This window comes from Nonomuraea sp. NPDC049028, assembly GCF_043197735.1.
Taxonomy (GTDB): Bacteria; Actinomycetota; Actinomycetes; order Streptosporangiales; family Streptosporangiaceae; genus Nonomuraea.
Map to the genome: position 1 here is coordinate 35,172 of NZ_JBICTR010000018.1, position 15,287 is coordinate 50,458.

General features: G+C 68.7%; 18 protein-coding genes. 12 read left to right on the forward strand and 6 right to left on the reverse strand.

The window, feature by feature from the left end; genetic code table 11:
- The first annotated feature begins 14 nt into the window (after nt 1–14).
- On the forward strand, nt 15–1,439 hold the full coding sequence (locus ACGFJ2_RS52110) for an ATP-binding protein (protein WP_393481592.1): 1,425 nt from the start codon (nt 15–17) through the stop codon (nt 1,437–1,439).
- 212 nt (nt 1,440–1,651) lie between these two features.
- Here the strand turns inward: ACGFJ2_RS52110 and ACGFJ2_RS52115 are convergent, their stop codons facing one another.
- Together ACGFJ2_RS52115 and ACGFJ2_RS52120 are read right to left on the reverse strand one after the other, a co-directional pair.
- Nucleotides 1,652–2,791, reverse strand: a complete 1,140-nt coding sequence (locus tag ACGFJ2_RS52115; RefSeq protein ID WP_357957735.1) for a methyltransferase domain-containing protein — start codon at nt 2,789–2,791, stop codon at nt 1,652–1,654.
- A complete protein-coding gene (locus tag ACGFJ2_RS52120; protein ID WP_357957737.1) occupies nt 2,788–2,919 on the reverse strand; it encodes a hypothetical protein in 132 nt (43 codons plus the stop codon). Before ACGFJ2_RS52120 ends, ACGFJ2_RS52115 begins: the two co-directional genes overlap by 4 nt.
- 297 nt (nt 2,920–3,216) lie before the next feature.
- Here ACGFJ2_RS52120 and ACGFJ2_RS52125 point away from each other — a divergent pair, with 297 nt between their 5' ends.
- Nucleotides 3,217–3,951, forward strand: coding sequence for a MerR family transcriptional regulator (locus ACGFJ2_RS52125; protein ID WP_393481596.1), 735 nt, complete (start codon nt 3,217–3,219; stop codon nt 3,949–3,951).
- 15 nt (nt 3,952–3,966) lie between these two features.
- Here ACGFJ2_RS52125 and ilvD read toward each other — a convergent pair whose 3' ends face one another.
- The gene (ilvD, locus tag ACGFJ2_RS52130; RefSeq protein WP_393481599.1) at nt 3,967–5,613 is read right to left on the reverse strand and encodes a dihydroxy-acid dehydratase; all 1,647 of its coding nucleotides are present in this window, start codon (nt 5,611–5,613) and stop codon (nt 3,967–3,969) included.
- Nucleotides 5,614–5,725: 112 nt separating this feature from the next.
- On the opposite strand from ilvD, the gene ACGFJ2_RS52135 reads away from it, so the two are divergent.
- From ACGFJ2_RS52135 to ACGFJ2_RS52145, 3 genes are read left to right on the forward strand one after another with little or no spacing between them, the layout of a single operon-like run.
- Nucleotides 5,726–6,520: an alpha/beta fold hydrolase gene (locus ACGFJ2_RS52135; protein WP_393481602.1), complete on the forward strand. Its 795-nt coding sequence runs from the start codon at nt 5,726–5,728 to the stop codon at nt 6,518–6,520.
- Nucleotides 6,517–6,963: a YdeI/OmpD-associated family protein gene (locus tag ACGFJ2_RS52140; protein ID WP_357957746.1), complete on the forward strand. Its 447-nt coding sequence runs from the start codon at nt 6,517–6,519 to the stop codon at nt 6,961–6,963. Before ACGFJ2_RS52135 ends, ACGFJ2_RS52140 begins: the two co-directional genes overlap by 4 nt.
- 56 nt (nt 6,964–7,019) lie before the next feature.
- A complete protein-coding gene (locus ACGFJ2_RS52145; protein WP_358181963.1) occupies nt 7,020–7,553 on the forward strand; it encodes a ferritin-like domain-containing protein in 534 nt (177 codons plus the stop codon).
- Nucleotides 7,554–7,577: 24 nt separating this feature from the next.
- Here the strand turns inward: ACGFJ2_RS52145 and ACGFJ2_RS52150 are convergent, their stop codons facing one another.
- The gene (locus ACGFJ2_RS52150) at nt 7,578–8,753 is read right to left on the reverse strand and encodes a cytochrome P450 (RefSeq protein WP_358181966.1); all 1,176 of its coding nucleotides are present in this window, start codon (nt 8,751–8,753) and stop codon (nt 7,578–7,580) included.
- Nucleotides 8,754–8,800: 47 nt separating this feature from the next.
- Here ACGFJ2_RS52150 and ACGFJ2_RS52155 point away from each other — a divergent pair, with 47 nt between their 5' ends.
- The gene (locus tag ACGFJ2_RS52155; RefSeq protein WP_393481607.1) at nt 8,801–9,358 is read left to right on the forward strand and encodes a TetR/AcrR family transcriptional regulator; all 558 of its coding nucleotides are present in this window, start codon (nt 8,801–8,803) and stop codon (nt 9,356–9,358) included.
- A gap of 877 nt (nt 9,359–10,235) precedes the next feature.
- Nucleotides 10,236–10,496, forward strand: a complete 261-nt coding sequence (locus tag ACGFJ2_RS52160; protein ID WP_357957980.1) for a MerR family transcriptional regulator — start codon at nt 10,236–10,238, stop codon at nt 10,494–10,496.
- Nucleotides 10,497–10,602: 106 nt separating this feature from the next.
- On the opposite strand, the gene ACGFJ2_RS52165 is transcribed toward ACGFJ2_RS52160, so the two are convergent.
- Nucleotides 10,603–11,352, reverse strand: a complete 750-nt coding sequence (locus ACGFJ2_RS52165; protein WP_393481610.1) for an SRPBCC domain-containing protein — start codon at nt 11,350–11,352, stop codon at nt 10,603–10,605.
- A 217-nt stretch (nt 11,353–11,569) separates the two neighbouring features.
- Here ACGFJ2_RS52165 and ACGFJ2_RS52170 point away from each other — a divergent pair, with 217 nt between their 5' ends.
- The 4 genes from ACGFJ2_RS52170 (at nt 11,570) to ACGFJ2_RS52185 (ending at nt 14,391) form a co-directional block, all read left to right on the forward strand.
- Nucleotides 11,570–12,154: a hypothetical protein gene (locus ACGFJ2_RS52170; RefSeq protein ID WP_393481612.1), complete on the forward strand. Its 585-nt coding sequence runs from the start codon at nt 11,570–11,572 to the stop codon at nt 12,152–12,154.
- Between the two features lie 49 nt (nt 12,155–12,203).
- A complete protein-coding gene (locus ACGFJ2_RS52175) occupies nt 12,204–13,373 on the forward strand; it encodes a sensor histidine kinase (RefSeq protein WP_393481615.1) in 1,170 nt (389 codons plus the stop codon).
- Nucleotides 13,370–14,041, forward strand: coding sequence for a response regulator transcription factor (locus tag ACGFJ2_RS52180; protein WP_358181975.1), 672 nt, complete (start codon nt 13,370–13,372; stop codon nt 14,039–14,041). The genes ACGFJ2_RS52175 and ACGFJ2_RS52180 overlap by 4 nt, the downstream gene beginning before the upstream one ends.
- Nucleotides 14,042–14,178: 137 nt before the next feature.
- Nucleotides 14,179–14,391 carry a hypothetical protein gene (locus ACGFJ2_RS52185; RefSeq protein WP_357957761.1) on the forward strand — a complete coding sequence of 71 codons (213 nt, stop codon included), beginning with the start codon at nt 14,179–14,181 and terminating at the stop codon, nt 14,389–14,391.
- A gap of 117 nt (nt 14,392–14,508) precedes the next feature.
- Here ACGFJ2_RS52185 and ACGFJ2_RS52190 read toward each other — a convergent pair whose 3' ends face one another.
- Nucleotides 14,509–14,805: a hypothetical protein gene (locus ACGFJ2_RS52190; protein WP_357957763.1), complete on the reverse strand. Its 297-nt coding sequence runs from the start codon at nt 14,803–14,805 to the stop codon at nt 14,509–14,511.
- Nucleotides 14,806–14,884: 79 nt separating this feature from the next.
- On the opposite strand from ACGFJ2_RS52190, the gene ACGFJ2_RS52195 reads away from it, so the two are divergent.
- On the forward strand, nt 14,885–15,271 hold the full coding sequence (locus ACGFJ2_RS52195) for a YbaB/EbfC family nucleoid-associated protein (protein ID WP_357957765.1): 387 nt from the start codon (nt 14,885–14,887) through the stop codon (nt 15,269–15,271).
- The last annotated feature ends 16 nt before the right edge of the window (nt 15,272–15,287 follow it).

Consider the following 15,287-nt stretch of genomic DNA (forward strand, 5'->3'; position numbering starts at 1 on the left):
CGAAGGATCGATCGGTGACCGTCGATCGGCGATCCTGTGTACGCGCGGCCCGCGAAACAGGGAAAATGGAGTCCGCGAAACAGGGAAAACTCGGCCCGCGAAACAGGGAAAACCGGGCTCTGCGCTGTCTATTTGCAGGTGAGGGCGGTATGGATCTTCTTCCTCGGCTCGCGGCCGACTCTCTCAAGGAGCTTCTCGCAGAGCTCAGGATCGTCATCATCAACGGACCGCGCCAGTCCGGCAAGACAACGCTGCTCCAGTCCTGCCGACGGTTCGGCGAAGCCACGTTCACCACCCTCGACGATCCTTCAGAGCTCGCCATCGCCAAGGACGATCCGCGCACTTTCGTACGCAGACGGCTCCAACCGGTGATCATCGACGAGATTCAACGAGCCGGTGATCCCCTGATTCTGGCCATCAAGCAGGTAGTCGACGAGGACTGGTCTCCAGGCCAGTTCGTGCTGTCAGGGTCGACCCGCTTTCTCAGCATCCCCACGTTGTCGGAGTCGCTCGCGGGTCGGGTGGCCTTCGTGAACCTGTGGCCCTTCGCGGTCAGCGAGCGAGTGGGCGACGCGGGCAGATTCTGCGATCAGGCGTTCATCGACCCGGGGGCCTTCACCAGTCGCCAGTCGGCATGGACACGCGAGGACTACATCCACCTCATTAGCCAGGGCAGCTATCCGGAAGTCCTGCGTCTGAACTCACCAGTGGCGATTCGGGCGTGGTTCCGTGGCTACCTGGACACCGTGATCTCGCGCGACATCCGCGAGTTCGCCCATGTCAACAAGGCCCAGGCGATCCCCGATCTGATCGCCCTGGTCGCGGCTCGAGCAGGCGGCCAGGTCGTCCTCGCTCATATAGCCGAAGGTCTAGGGCTGGACGTCGCAACCGTGCGTACATATCTGGCCTACCTGGAAACCGTGTTCCTGGTCGCTCCGGCGCCCGCATGGTCCAACAACCTCAGCTCTCGGGTGACCCACGCACCCAAGACCTATGTGACTGACAGCGGACTGGCCGCCCACCTAATGGACGTGGACGCGGAGTCGCTCCTTGCCCCTGGTCATCCAGCCCTCGGCGGACTGCTCGAGACCTTCGTCTTCGCAGAGCTGCTCAAGTTGTCGACCTTCGCCCGCCGACATGTCGCCGTACGGCACTATCGGGACAGGGAGAAGCGGGAAGTCGACTTCATCCTCGAACGCCGCGACGGCACTGTGGTCGGCATCGAGGTCAAGGCGTCGGCCACGCCCAAGAGCGAGGACGCCAAGCACCTGCGCTGGCTGAGAGACAAGCTCGGCGACAGGTTCCGTGCCGGGTATGTCCTGCACCTCGGTGCGACGAACCTCCCGTCAGGGGATCGAATCTTCTTCTCGCCACTGTCGATCCTGTGGAATCACATGGGACCGGATACGGTGACTCCGAGCCTGCCGTCCCGCCGCTAGCCTCACCGGCTCACGCCCAATGAACCGACCCCGCGCATGACCTGCCCGAGGACGCGGTCGACCTCGCCCAGATGCTCACCGACGTGACGATCTAACGGCTGACCCGCTGGCCGGAGTACGACCGGGGCCACTTCCCCGCCATGGAGGCCCCTGACCTGCTGGTCGACGACGTGCGGGCATTCTTCCGAAAGGTCCGCTGACTCCAGCCTGCGTCAAAGCCGTCGACGCGGGCCGATGGGGGCCTCGGGTGTGTCGAGCCAAAGCTGTTGCCCTTCGGGGGTTACGGTCATGCCGAATCGCTCAAGGCCCGGCTCGCCCCAGCTCACCCACCGAAAGTACGCGTCTGTCACCTCCTCCCAGAGATGGCGGTCGCCGAGCTCGTACACCCAATGCTCGCCGTCGGGCTCATAGATGGCGGCGCCCCACTGGCCGGCATTGCCGGGATCGACGAGGAACAAACGTTTCTCGTCGTCGAGGCGCATACGGAGACCGGTGAGGGCCGACATCACCAGGTTGGCGCCGGCCGGCGCGTACGTGATCGTGCGGGGGTCCACCGCGGTGGTGAACCGCCGGCCGCTACAGTCGTCCGGATCACCCTTGGTAGCGCCCTGCGAGCGCATCATCATGTACGAGGCGTAGCCCGGGAACCGCCCAATCGCGCTGCCGTCCGGGAGAACAACGAGCCGTAGCGAGTGGTCGGTGTCGAACCCGGTCGAGAACGGCGTGACAACGACCGCGCCCGGGCGGCACTGCGCGATCCAGGCGTACGGAACCGTGTGCACCGCGCACGTCACGTGCACGCGGTCGTACGGCGCTGCCTCGGCCCAGCCTTCCGCCCCGTCACCAACGATCAGGTGCGGGTGCACGCCGGCCGCGGCCAGGTTCTTTGCTGCCTGCTCGGCGACGGCCTGGTCGACCTCGATGGACGTCACCCGCGACGCGTCGCCGACCAGGTGAGACAACAGCGCGGCCGTCCACCCGGTGCCGGTGCCCACCTCGAGTACACGGTGCCCAGGGTCGGGGTCGAGCTGCGTGAGCAGGTCGACCACCGTGCCCGGGGCCGAGTTCGACGAGGTATAAAGCCCTTCGACCTCGCGGATGTCCGTCGCGCCCTTGTCGAGCTGCGTCACGATGGGGGCCCTGCCGTACACGGCCGCCCACCATGCCTCGGGATCGCTGCCCCGGTCGATCAGCTCGGGGCCGGCGTCCGTCGTGGCCACTCCCACCGGGGGCACGTACAGGTGCCGCGGCACCGCGTGTAGCGCGTCGATGATCGTGCCCCTGATCGGGGCACGAGTTCTGCTGATCGCCGCGATCATGCCCTCGACGCTGGCATCGAGCTCGGGCGTCACTTGCCCTTGCCCTTCCCGTCTCCCTCATGCTTGCCGCCGCTACCGTCTCCGTCGCTGGTGCTCTTCTCCTTCTCAGGGACCTCGAACGGCCTCAATGACGGCTTTTCGCCCTCGTGCTTACCTGCCATGTGGGGGCCTTCCTCGCCTCGTAACGAACGGCCTCCGCGACCATATGACTACTTTCCGTTACTGACAAGAGGCCATTCAATTACGTGAGGGAGACCCCCGTGCCCGCTCGTCATGGATCTGCCTCGCCGAGCGCGAGCACAACGTGATCCACTGGTCGAAGTACGACCGGAGCGGCCACGTCGCCGCCATGGAGGCCCCTGACCTGCTGGTCGACGACGTGCGGGCATTCTTCAGAAAGGCCCGCCAAGCCCGGGGGTGTTGCGCCTGACGCGACGTCAGCGCCTACCGTCGTCGATGTGAACGCACGACGCTGGAACATCGGCGACCTCGCGGCTGCCACGGGCGTGACCGTACGCACCCTGCGCTACTTTCACCAGATTGGCCTGTTATGCCCGGCCGAGCGGTCGGCCGCGGGGCATCGCGTCTACACCGGCGACGACGTTCGCAGGCTCTACCAGATCCTGGCGCTCAGGGAGCTGCGGCTGCCGCTCGCCGAGATCGCCGACTCGCTGGACGGCGCCGATCTGCAAGCGACGATCCAGCATCAGCTCGAGCTGGTCGAACGTCGGCTCGCCGCCCAGCACACCCTGCGTCGCCAGTTGCTCGGCGTCACACAGGCGCTGCGGGAGGCCAAGGAGCCATCGATCGACCAGCTCATCGAGGCAATGGAGGCAATGATGCAGGCCCGCCACTTCACGCCCGAACAGCTCGCCCGATTCGAGGCCCGGCACCGAGAGCTCGGAGAGGAGGGGTTCGCGCATCGGCTGCGCGGGCTCACGGACCTGGCCGCAGAGGCCGGTGGCTTCGCCGAACGCGGCACCGACCCAGCCGATCCCGCCGTCCAGGAGCTGGCGCGACGCTGGACCGAGGCGATGGCCGGGCTGGTGAACGGCGACAGGAGCGCTCTGTCGGCCCTCTACGCCAAGATCGACACCAAGGGAGCGGAGGCGGCCACGAAGGGCATCCTCAGCTCCCCCGCGTGGGACTACCTGAAGCGGGCCTTCGCCGCCGGCTACCCGGGCTCCGTCTGAACAAGGCGTCCCAGGCTAGACGGTCACCGCACCGTCCGAGGCGGAGCCGACGGTCGCCGCGTACTTGGCCAGCACGCCCCGCTCGACCGGCCGCTCCGGCCGTACCCAAGCGTCCCGCCGCACCTCCAGCTCCTCCTCCGGCACGTTCAGGTCCAGCGTTCCCGCCGCGCTGTCGATGACGACCACGTCGCCGTCGCGCACCAGCGCGAGCGGGCCGCCCACGTACGCCTCGGGTGCGACGTGCCCGATGACCATGCCATGCGAGACCCCGCTGAACCGCCCGTCGGTGACCAGCGCCACCGAATCCCCCAGTCCCGTACCCACCAGCGCACCCGTGATCGACAGCATCTCCCGCATGCCGGGCCCGCCGGCCGGGCCCTCGTAGCGGACGACGATCACGTCGCCCGGCAGGATGCGCCCCTCCTGGATCGCCGCGAAACAGGCCTCCTCGCCGTCGAACACCCTGGCCGGGCCCTCGCGCCGGAAATCCGCCTTGCCGCTGAGCTTGAGCACGCATCCGTCAGGGGCGAGCGAGCCGCGCAGGACGGCCAGCGCTCCGCGTGCCTTGGCCGGGTTCTCGACGGTCGTGACCACCTGCTGCCCCGGCGTCTCCGTCGCCGCCGCGGCGACGTCGGCGTACGTACGGCCGTCGACCAGGGCGGCGTCCGCGCGCAGCAGGCCCGCGTCCAGCAGCCGCCGGGCCACCAGCGAGGTGCCGCCCGCGCGCCACAGGTCGGCGGCGGTGTGCGGGCCGCTGGGCATGAGCCTGGTGATGATGGGGACCTGGCGGCAGATGGCGCCGATCTCGTCGACGCGCAGCGGCAGCCCGGCCTCGCGGGCGATGGCGAGCAGGTGCAGGACGGCGTTCGTCGAGCCGCCCATGGCGGCCACCGAGACGATGGCGTTGTGCAGGGCGTCCTCGGTGAGGATGCGCGAGGGCCTGGCGTCGCGGGCCAGCGCGTCCATGACGAGCTCGCCGACCCGCTCAGCCGCGGCGTTCTTCGTCTCGGCCACGGCCGGGATGTCGCCGATGCCGAACGGGGCCAGGCCGAGGAAGTCGGCGACGGAGGCCATGGTGTTGGCGGTGTACTGGGCGGCGCAGGTGCCGGGGCCCGGACACGCGTACTTGGCCAGGTCGTCCACGTCGGCCTGGTCGACCCGGCCGACCGCGCGCTCGCCGAGCGCCTCCCACATGTCCTGGATGGTGACGTCCCGGTCGCGCCAGCGGCCGGGCATCATGCTGCCGCTGTAGAGGACGACGGCGGGTACGTCCAGGCGGGCCAGCGCCATGATGCCCGCCGGTACGGTCTTGTCGCACCCCACGATGCACACCAGCGCGTCGAACCCGTGCGCCCGGCCCATCAGCTCGATCGAGTCGGCGATGATCTCGCGGCTGACCAGCGAGGCGCGCATGCCGGGGGTGCCCATGGTCAGGTTGTCGGAGACGGCGATCGTGTTGAACTCCATCGGCGTGCCACCCGCCCTGCGCACCCCCGTGGCGACGTGGGCGGCCAGTTCGCGCTGGGTGAGGTTACAGGGCATCGTGCCGGTCCAGGTGGAGGCGATGCCGATCATGGGGCGGCGCATCTCCTCCTCCGACAGTCCCATGGCGTACAGGTGAGAGCGGGCGGGTGCGCGGTCCGGATCATCGGCGATGCTCATGCTGCCACCTTACGAACGAGCCGGCCGTACCGATCACTGAGGGCCCCCTGGTCGTTCCTTGACAAAAATAATTGTCGGTGGGAGGCTGCAACCATCTGACAAGGAGACGGATATGGACAAGGTCACTTCCAAAGACGGCACCCGGATCGCGTACGACCGCATAGGCCAGGGTCCGGCGGTCATCCTCGTCGACGGCGCGATGTGCCACCGCGCGGCCGGCCCGAACCCGGCCCTGGCCAAGGAGCTGGCTCGCAGCTTCACCGTCTACACCTACGACCGCCGAGGGCGCGGCGACAGTGGCGACACCGCGCCGTTCTCCCCCGAGCGCGAGATCGAGGATCTGACCGCGCTGGTGGAGGAGGCGGGCGGCACTGCCTTCCTGTACGGCATCTCGTCGGGCGCGGCGCTGGCCATGGCGGCCGTCGAGAGTGGCCTGCCGGTGTCGAAGGTGGCCGTCTACGAGGCGCCGTTCGTGGTCGACGACACCCGGCCGCCGATCCCGGACGACTACGTGCGGCAGCTCGAAGAGATGGTGGCCACCGGGCGCCGGGGCCAGGCGGTCGCCTACTTCATGCGCAAGGGCGTCAACCTGCCCGGCGCGGTCGTCGCCATGATGCGCTTCATGCCCGCCTGGCCCGGTATGAAGGCCATCGTCCACACGCTGCTCTATGACGTCGCGTTCGTGGCCGACTACGAACGTGGCAAGCCGCTGCCCGCCGCTCCCTGGGCCTCGGTCAAGATCCCGACCCTGGTGATCTGCGGCAGCAAGAGCCCGTTGTGGATGCGCAACGGCATGCGGGCCTGGGCCGACGTGCTGCCCAACGCCGAGCACCACACGCTCGACGGCCAGACGCACATCGTCAAGGCCGCGGCCCTGGCACCGGTCCTGGAGGGGTTCTTCCGATGAGATTCCGCGCCGTCGTCGAACTGGGCGGCAAGACCGCCACGGGCATCGAGGTCCCCGCCGAGGTCGTCGAGGGCCTCGGCGGAAGCAGGCGGCCCGCCGTCAGCGTCACGATCAATGGCTACGGCTACCGCAGCACGGTCGCCTCCATGGGCGGCCGGTACATGCTGCCGATCAGCGCCGAGAACCGGCAGGGCGCGGGGGTGGCCGCGGGTGACGAAGTGGAGGTCACGCTGGAGCTCGACACCGCGCCCCGAGAGGTGGCGGTGCCGGCCGACCTGGCCGCAGCGCTGGAGGACGCCCCCGAGGCCAAGCGCTTCTTCGAAGGGCTGTCGTACTCCCGCAAACTCCGCTACGTCCTGCAGGTCGAGAGCGCCAAGAAGGCCGAGACCAGGCAGCGGCGCGTCGCCGACACCGTCACCCGGCTCGCCAACGGTGAGGGCTGACCGCACTTTTGCTGACGAAAGCGCGTCTTTGCCAATCGAGTGGGCATATGGGCGCCATGGCTGAGTTCCTGACCGATATCAAGACCATTCGCGAGCGCGCCCGCGCCGAGATCGACAAGGGCCCGATCACCGACGCCTACGGCGCCGACCTGGAGCGCGTCATCCAGGTCTGCAACGAGGCCCTGGCCACCGAGCTGGTGTGCGTGCTTCGCTACAAGCGGCACCACTACACCGCGTCCGGGCTGCAGTCGGAGTCGGTGGCGGCGGAGTTCCTGGAGCACGCGGGCGAGGAGCAGGAGCACGCCGACAAACTCGCGGCCAGGATCGTACAGCTCGGCGGCGCGCCCGACTTCAACCCCGACACGCTCAGTTCCCGCGCCCACTCCCAGTACGACGAGAGCCGCGGACTGATCGACATGATCAAGGAAGACCTGGTCGCGGAGCGGATCGCGGTGGCCAGCTATACCGAGATCATCCAGTGGCTGGGCGACAAGGACATCACCACCCGGCGAGTGTTCGAGGAGCTCCTGGCCAAGGAGGAGGAGCACGCCGACGACATGCAGAGCCTGCTCGAACGCATTCCCTCCTAAGGACGAGCTAAGGACGAGCCGACGTCACCATTTCACCGGCAGTGACACCAGGCCCGCCGTCAGCGAGTCGGCGCGCACGCGCAGCTCCTCGACCGGCACCGCCAGCCGCATCCCCGGAAAACGCGGGATGAGCCGGGCGAACACCGCCTGCAGCTCGATCCGGGCCAGCGGCGCCCCGATGCAGTAGCGCGCGCCGTAGCCGAACGAGACGTGTGCCATCGCCTCCCGGGTGATGTCGAACCGCTCCGGGTCCGCGAACATCGTCTCGTCGTGGTTGGCCATGCCGATGTGCAGCAGAACCAGCTCGCCCGCCCGGACCGTGACCTCGCCGATCTCCAGATCGACGCGGGCGTATCGGGGGATGCCACCGGTGCCGTTCACCATGGGCACCCGGAGGATCTCCTCGATCGCCCCGGTGAGCAGCTCGGGCCCGGCCAGCAGGGCGTCCCACTGCTCCGCGTTCGCCAGCAGGAACAGCGCGCCCATGCCGATCTGTACGACCGTGGTCTCGTGTCCGGCGAACAGCAGGTTCATGGCCCGTCGCGCGATCTCGTCGTCGTTCGTGTCGGGCACCTCGATCATGCGAGAGATCACGTCGTCGCCCGGCGCGTGCCGCTTGCGCTCGACGAGGCTCTTGCCGTACTCGTACAGGTCGATCAGACCCTGCATCGAGCGGGCGTTGTCGGCGGTGTTGCCCGCCGCCTCCGTCCAGGCGCGGAACTGGTCGCGATCCTCGTACGGTACGCCGAGCAGCTCGCAGATGACCAGGATCGGCAGCGGCAGCGCCAGCGCCTGGTGGAGATCGGCCGGTGAACCTTGCCGCTCCAGCTCGTCGAGCAGCTGGTCGGTGAGCTCTTCCACGCGCGGACGGAACGCCCGCATGCGCTTCGGCGAGAAGTGCGGCTGGAAGACCGCCCGCATCCTGGTGTGGTCCTCGTGCTCGGTGTCGAAGTCGCCCATCGGGCCACCGAACAGCGCGGACTCGCCGATGCGCGCGGCGGTCTCGGGTTGGGGGTGCGAGCGGCCGAGCCGGTCGTCGTCGAGCAGGCGGCGCACGTCCTCGTAGCCGGTCACCAGCCAGGCGTCGTCGCCCGTGCTCGTCTTTACGCGATGCACCGGCCCCTCGGCCTGCAGCGCGCGCAGCAGGGGCGCCGGCCGGAGGAGCTCAGGCTGCTCGAAGGGAAGCTTGTTTACTGGCATGTGTACAACGGTATTTGTAGACTCGAAAGTAAACAAGAGGAGCGCGCATGGAAACCGTCCGGCGGATGCCCCGGGCCGAGCGTCGGGAGCAGATCCTCGACGCCGCGACGCGCGCCTTCGCGGTCGGCGGCTACACGGCCACCGGACTCGATGATGTGGCCGCCGAGGCCGGCGTCAGCCGGGTGATCCTCTACCGGCACTTCGAGTCGAAGACCGACCTCTATCGGGCGGTGCTCGACCGGGCGGGCTCGCGGCTCAGCGAGCGGGTGGGGGAATCGGGCTACAGCGACCAGACGATCCCAGCGCTCATGCGGGCGGCCGACGCTGACCCGGACGGGTTCCGGCTGCTGTTCCGGTATGCGGCCCGCGAGCCGGAGTTCCGCGACCTCATCGACGACTTCACCCGCGAGTCCGTCCGGATCGCCCGGCATCATCTGGCCGCCAGGATCGCCGACCCCAAGTGGGCGGACTGGGCGGCGCGGCTGGTGTTCGCGGTGGCCATCGAAGGGGTCATCGCGTGGCTGGACGCCGGACGGCCCGATCCCGACACGGCGGCCGAGCGCGTCTCCCGGGCCGTCCACGGCGTCATCGAAGCGGCCTCCTGACCGCGAACTCCTGGCCAGAGGCCATCCGGAGATGCTGCTGTGCCAGGGATCGAAAATCTATAGTCGCCACGGTAGACATTCGTGGTTGTTGTGGCTAGTGTTTCTCCCATCGCAAGGAACGGATCCACGAGGGCGGCGCACGAGATACCCAGCGTCACGACGAGCCGCCCGGACGAGCGTGGATAGCAGGAGTGATCGGCAGAAGGTCGGACGTGCAGGGCCAAGAAGTCGCAAAGGGCCCCACACGTGGACGCGCTGCCAGAACGGCCACACGGGCCGCGGCAACACCGCAGTTGGAAATGAGAAGTAACCGGCAGAAGGTCGGACGTGCAGGGCCAAGAAGTCGCAAGGGGCCCCACACGTGGACGCGCTGCCAGAGCGGCCGTCGAAGGCCGTCTCATGACATGGGTTGTAGAAGGTTCACAGATAGCGAAGGGAGTGTTGAACGCCATCAGGATCGCCCGTCGCCGGTGTGTTTTCGCCGCACGGGTACCGCAGCTCCACAGACGGGAAGGTGGTCTACGGTCACGCTTACGCGATCCCCGCACCCCGCCCTCAGCGGGCGGCTGTTGCGGAAAGGGCAATTCGGCCTCTTGGCCGATAGATGGTGTTGAACAACCTAGTTGCGGGCCCCGGCGCATCATGGCGCCGGGGCCCTCGTCCGCGTTCAGGAGGTTACATGGATCGAACATCCACAGAGTTGGCCACAGGGCCCGATAGCAAGCCCAAGCCCCGCACCACGGCCGCTACTTCCACGCTCGCGTCAAGCGCCGCTTACGGCGACAAAGCCGAGTCCCGCACCCAGCCACCCTCCGATGCGGCGGTGGATGCCAGCGCTGAAGCCAAACTCGACGATGACGACTACCCCGCCTACAGCATGGGCCGGGCCGCGGAGATCCTGGGCGTCAGCGCGGCTTTCCTGCGCAGCCTGGGCGCCGCCAAACTGATCGAGCCGCAACGCTCCAACGGCGGCCACCGCCGCTACTCCCGCTACCAGCTGCGCTTGGCGGCCAGGGCCCGCGAGCTGGTCGACCAGGGCACCGCCCTGGAAGCCGCTTGCCGGATCATCATCTTGGAAGACCAGCTCGCCGAGGCGCTACGCATCAACAACTCCCGCGACCGCCCGGCCGACCATTAGCGCCGGCGACCTCATCGACCCCGCGGCCTGGTCCCGCAAAGCGCCGGCCAGGCCCAGCGATGCCCCGGATGCCGGGACACCGATGTCTGCCTGACAGCCAAGCCTTCTACGCGAATGCCTTCTGGAGCCAGCCCTGCCAGGACTGCTCCAGCGCCTGCCCGTCGATCTCGGCGTACGCGTGGTGCTCGACCACGACCGTGCCCTGGCCGTGGATGAGCATGTAGAGCCCGTCGTCCGTACGCACGCCCACGAACGTGCCCGGATCGGTCACCCACTCGACGACGCCCTCCTGCGGCGCCACCCCGTCGGGCGCGATCGTGACCCGGTCGCCCGCGGCGATGCCGCCGGTCAGGCCGAGCACGCTCTGGAAGGCGGCCCACGCCTGGTCGTGCGACGCCTGCGGGCCCCAGAGCATCAGGTTGTGCGTCGAGATCCGGCCGCGGAAGTGCTTGAGGTAGGCGGCCAGCTTGCGCAGGTATTGGAGGTCGCCGATCTTCAACGCGTCGTACTCGGACTCCCAGTCGTCGCCGAGGAAGCCGCTGTGCACGAAGCGGAGCACGGTGCTGCCGCTCTCGCGGCCTTCGATGAGGTATTCGAACGCCATGAACGTGCCGTCTTCGGAGTTCTCGTCGCCGCGGTAGGCCAGCCGTTTGCCGGGCTCCCACGCGGTGACCGTCGAGCCCATGCTGAAGTCGCCGCCGAAGGTCTGCGTGCCCCTGCCGCCCTCGCGGGGCTCCAGCTCGCTGTGGCCCATGAACCAGGAGTCGATGCCCGGTCCTTCGGCGATCGCCTGCCAGACCTCCTCGGGTGAGGCTTCCAGCTCGATGTCGTGACGTACCTCGAACTCGTGCGGCATGACCGTCTCCTCGGTGGATGTCCCTTGCGCGTGGGACCGACACTTCCACCGACAATTAGAATTGTCAAGCACTCTGTGATTGTCGGCGGATCGCCCTCCTGGGCGATGGGACTCGCTCTTGAGAGGGAGACCGAGGATCGCCCGTCGCGGCGATCCCTTTTGAGCGGCGAACTCCGAGGATGGGCTGCATATCCCGCAGCTTGAAGGAGAACCAGTCGTGCAGAATCGCACCGCGCTCATCGCCGCTCCCGTGCTCGTCCTGACCTACGGTCTGCTCAGAATCGTCGACGGTTTCGACGGCGTCCGAGGCCCCGGCTTGGCCTGGACAGCCGGACACCTCGCCTTCCTCGGGGCTTTGACGCTGTTTATCCCGATATTTTGGGAAATGCGGAGGATGCTGGGGCGGTCCGCCCTCGCCACCACGGCCCTGGTCGCGGGCGTCGTCGGGATCGGCTGCGCGGCCGCCCAGTTCGCGATCGACATCATCGTCGGCTTCCTGGCGGCCGACCATGACGCGATGAGCCCGATGTTCGAGCAGGTGAAGGCGGTGCCGGGCGTGAACCTGGCCGTCTACAGCGCGGGCCCGATCCTGTTCTACGTGGCCCAGCTCGCCTTCGCCGCCCTGCTCGCCGGGCACCGGCTGGTCAAGGTCTGGGTGCCGGTCGCGGTGCTGGGCGAGGTCGTGCTGTCGGCGGTCGACAAGGACCTCATCCCGGTGGGCGCGATCCTGCTGTTCGTCTCGTTCCTGCCGCTGATGGGCCGCCGTACGACGACGGCGAGGCACGCTCCCGTACATGCGTGAGAGCCAGCGTACGGGGAGCATGAGTCGGCATACGGAAAGATGGGGCACTGTGTCCGACTTGTCGCTTATCGACATCGTCCGTCGAAGGATCGCGGGGCTCCCTCACCTCTGGGTGGACGCCGCGCTCACCGCGGTGATCCTGATCGCCCAGCTCTGGCCCCTGCTGTTCAGCGACGAGCGGACCGGCGAGCCCTGGGACTGGTGGGGGTACGCGGTGGTGGTCGCCGCGTCGTTGCCCCTGGTCTGGCGGCGGCGGGCGCCGATCACCGTACTGGTCGCCTGCCTGTGCACGGGTGCCCTCTACGACCTCGCCGACCACGTCGCGCGCCAGCCCGTCTGGTACGGCGGCATGGTCGCGCTCTACACGGTCGCCGCCTACTCCGGCACCTGGCAGCGGATTCTCGTGCTCGCCATGACCGTCACCGGTGGCCTGCTCGTGGTCGGCTCGTCGGAGACCGCGCTGCGCGGGACGGTGCTGTTCGTGGCCGCGTACGCCATCGGCCGGGCCACCGCCACCTCCCGCGCCCACGCCGCCGCGCTGGAGGAACGGGCAGAACGGCTGGAAAGGGAGCGACAGATGGAAGCGGAACGCGCGGCCGAGCGCGAGCGCGCCAGGATCGCCCGCGACATGCACGACATCCTCGCCCACGCGGTCAGCCTCATGGTCGTCCAGGCCGAGGCGGGGCCCGTGGTGGTCAGGAGCAACCCGGCGCGGGCGGAGGCCGCCTTCGACGCGATCGCCGCGGCGGGACGGGACGCGATGATGCAGCTGCGCCGGATGCTGGGTGTGCTCAAGGACGAGGAGGCGCCGCGCGCGCCACAACCCACCATCGACGACCTGCCCGCCCTGGCGGACCAGGTCTCCCACACGGGGTTGCGGGTGGCGTTCGCCTCGACCGGCACGCCACGGCCCGTCTCGCCCGACTGCGCCGTCGCCGCGTACCGGGTCACGCAGGAAGCACTCACCAACATCGTCAAGCACGCCGGCGCGAACCATGCGGACATCCGGCTCACCTGGGAGGACAACACCCTGATGCTCGATATCACCGACGACGGGCACGGGTTGCCGTCAAGCGGGCGCGGGCTGCCTTCTGGCGGGCACGGGCTGATCGGCATCCGCGAGCGCGCCGCCGCCTGCGGTGGCAGCGCCGCGGCCCATCCCCGCACCGACGGGCCGGGCTTCCATGTGTCGGTACGGCTCCCGCTGGCCCGGGCATGACCGGCCAGGACGCGGCCCCGAGCATCCGGGTCGTGGTCGCCGACGATCAGGAGCTGGTCCGCGGCGGGTTCGCGATGATCCTGGACGCGCAGCCGGACATCGACGTGGTGGCCGAGGCGGGCGACGGGCTCCAGGCCGTCGCCGCGGTCCGCGAACACGACGCGGACGTGCTCCTGCTCGACATCCGCATGCCCAGGATGGACGGCATCGAGGCGGCCAAGATCGTGTGTGCGGAGACCGGGTGCCGGGTGCTCATGCTCACCACGTTCGACCACGACGACTATGTCTATGACGCGCTGCGGGCGGGGGCCAGCGGGTTCCTGCTGAAGGATGTGCGACGGGACGATCTGGTCAACGCCGTACGGGTGGTCGCGGAGGGTGAGTCGCTGCTGGCGCCGACGGTGACCAGGAGGCTGATCTCCGAGTTCACCTCCCGGCCCGCCGCCAGGCCCGCCGACGCGCTGGACGTACTGACTGCGAGAGAGCGCGAGACGCTGCAGCTGATCGCGCGCGGATTGTCGAACGCGGAGATCGCCAAGGCCATGGTGGTCAGCGAGCACACCGTGAAGACGCACGTCAGCAACCTGCTCGCCAAGCTCGGACTGCGCGACAGGGTGCAGGCGGTGATCACCGCCTACGAATCGGGCCTCGCGGTACCGGGTGCGTAACGTGTGGTCAGACGGGGTAAGCGGGGACGTATGCACGACCTCTCGACCGACGAAACGGGAACGGCTCCAAGAAAAGTGGATGAATCACCCTGTCAGGTGATGCAATGGGCCGACCCGCAATCACCCGAGGAGGCCCGTTGAGAGACAACCTCGACCTCGCCGCGAGCGCCCAGCAGCTGGCCGACGCCGCGCCGGCGGGCTCGCTGGACCGCGCGGCGGCCGCGTCCGTGGCCATCACGCTGGCCACCACACGCGACGTCATCCAGGCCAGGGAGACGCTCGACGGCCTCGCGCCACAGGACGTACGCCAGGCGGCGCTCACGCTCTTCGAGGAGCTCTCGGCGAGCTGACCGGACCGACCTCATACCGACGCCGCACCCAGCGGGGACGCGCGGCGTCTTAAGCGTGCCGTCCCGGCATCGGTCCGGCCCGCCTCCGCTCCGGGAACGTCTGGGATCTGGGGACGCTCAGCCGTTGGCGTCGTCGGTGGCGCGGTAGGTGGCGGAGGCGCTGCCGAGGCGCCCCTGCTCACGCTGGGCGGCCTGGGTGAGGAGCTTGAGTGCGGTACCGATCGCTTCCAGCCGCTGCCCGTTCGCCTGCCAGTACGCGCGCGCGTAGTCGTCGTCGCCGAGCGCCTTGCGGGCCGCCTCCTTGTGCGTCTCGTACCGGTCTTCCACACCCCGCAGACTGTCCGCGAGGTCGCCCATCGCTCCCGCCAGCCCTTTGATCCGGCTGGCGCTGTAACTGACGCCGTCGGGTTCCATCCGGCCGCACCCTCCCTGACTCACCGACTTGATCGATAGTATGCGAGCGTCCTGATGGCTTCGTGGGGTTGATACGACGATGAGTGATTCATGGGATTTACTCCAACAACTCGTCCAGGACATCGATCGGCAGACCGAACAGGTCAAGGAGATGCACCGCAAGGTGCGCGACCTGACGGGCTCCGCGCAGTCCGACGACGGGATGGTCACCGTCACCGTCGGGCCCCGGGGTGAGCTGCGGGCCGTCGACTTCGATCCCCGCGTGTACCGCGAGCTGACGCCCACCGAGCTGGCGGCATGCGTCATCGAGCAGGCCGCCATCGCCACTCAAAAGGTCTCCGCGGAGCTCAGGACCCTGGCCGGGCCGATGGTCGCCGAGGACGTCCCGTTCGAGGATCTGTTCGGCGAGGGCACGGGCTTCGAGTCGTTCCTGCCGGGCGCCGACCGGCGCGGGCCGGGCGCGTGACGGTCCGGGAAACCGG

Bases quoted from the DNA above. Each gene is read 5' to 3' on its own strand.
- ACGFJ2_RS52180 (WP_358181975.1), top strand. From the start codon at position 13,370: ATGACCGGCCAGGACGCGGCCCCGAGCATCCGGGTCGTGGTCGCCGAC.
- ACGFJ2_RS52140 (WP_357957746.1), top strand. From the start codon at position 6,517: ATGAGATTCCGCGCCGTCGTCGAACTGGGCGGCAAGACCGCCACGGGC.
- ACGFJ2_RS52135 (WP_393481602.1), top strand. From the start codon at position 5,726: ATGGACAAGGTCACTTCCAAAGACGGCACCCGGATCGCGTACGACCGC.
- ACGFJ2_RS52195 (WP_357957765.1), top strand. From the start codon at position 14,885: ATGAGTGATTCATGGGATTTACTCCAACAACTCGTCCAGGACATCGAT.
- ilvD (WP_393481599.1), bottom strand. From the start codon at position 5,613: ATGAGCATCGCCGATGATCCGGACCGCGCACCCGCCCGCTCTCACCTG.
- ACGFJ2_RS52120 (WP_357957737.1), bottom strand. From the start codon at position 2,919: ATGGCAGGTAAGCACGAGGGCGAAAAGCCGTCATTGAGGCCGTTCGAG.
- ACGFJ2_RS52145 (WP_358181963.1), top strand. From the start codon at position 7,020: ATGGCTGAGTTCCTGACCGATATCAAGACCATTCGCGAGCGCGCCCGC.
- ACGFJ2_RS52150 (WP_358181966.1), bottom strand. From the start codon at position 8,753: ATGCCAGTAAACAAGCTTCCCTTCGAGCAGCCTGAGCTCCTCCGGCCG.
- ACGFJ2_RS52165 (WP_393481610.1), bottom strand. From the start codon at position 11,352: ATGCCGCACGAGTTCGAGGTACGTCACGACATCGAGCTGGAAGCCTCA.
- ACGFJ2_RS52160 (WP_357957980.1), top strand. From the start codon at position 10,236: ATGGGCCGGGCCGCGGAGATCCTGGGCGTCAGCGCGGCTTTCCTGCGC.
- ACGFJ2_RS52190 (WP_357957763.1), bottom strand. From the start codon at position 14,805: ATGGAACCCGACGGCGTCAGTTACAGCGCCAGCCGGATCAAAGGGCTG.
- ACGFJ2_RS52155 (WP_393481607.1), top strand. From the start codon at position 8,801: ATGGAAACCGTCCGGCGGATGCCCCGGGCCGAGCGTCGGGAGCAGATC.